The organism is Vibrio sp. YT-19(2023) (assembly GCF_033337395.1).
Map to the genome: position 1 here is coordinate 1 of NZ_JAWOQN010001157.1, position 516 is coordinate 516.

1 protein-coding gene is annotated in these 516 nt (G+C 44.8%); it reads right to left on the minus strand.

What is annotated here, in order from left to right:
* A partial coding sequence (locus R7E78_RS30595) for a tetratricopeptide repeat protein (protein WP_318059205.1) occupies positions 1-479 on the minus strand: 479 nt, incomplete at its 3' end.
* Between the last annotated feature and the right edge of the window lie 37 nt (positions 480-516).

The window sequence follows — 516 nt, forward strand, 5'->3', positions numbered from 1 at the left end:
TAAGTGACCGCGTCATCGTAAGATTCGCTGGCTAAAGAGAGGTTGGTGATCACCAGTTCACGCTCAGAACCAGCATCCAACAACATAGTCGATTGCTTAAGGTGTTTGATCGCTTTAGGAATGTCTTCACTCAGCACCGCCATGTTAGACATTTCATCGTGATAGTAGGGGTTCTCTTTTTTACTGCTCAAGCTTTCCAGAACTTCTTGTGCTTTTTCTAAGTCATCGGTCTCAATTAGCGTGTTGGCGAGTGCAGTTTTAATCCAGTCAAAATTGTCTTCTTTGAGTAACTTTTCGTACTCGTTACGGGCGCTAGAAAACTGTTTGTTTTGCACCATTGCATGCGCACGGTAACGTCTGATCAGTTTTGAGTATTCGGGATGAAAGGGAAGGAGGGTATCGGTGGCTTCAATCACGCCTTCAAAGTCCATCTCACGCAGTTTTTCGTAAATCGGTAGTAGCACGCTTCTGCGTTTCATGGCTGACAGCAGTCGGTTACGAAAAAAGGTGTGATTA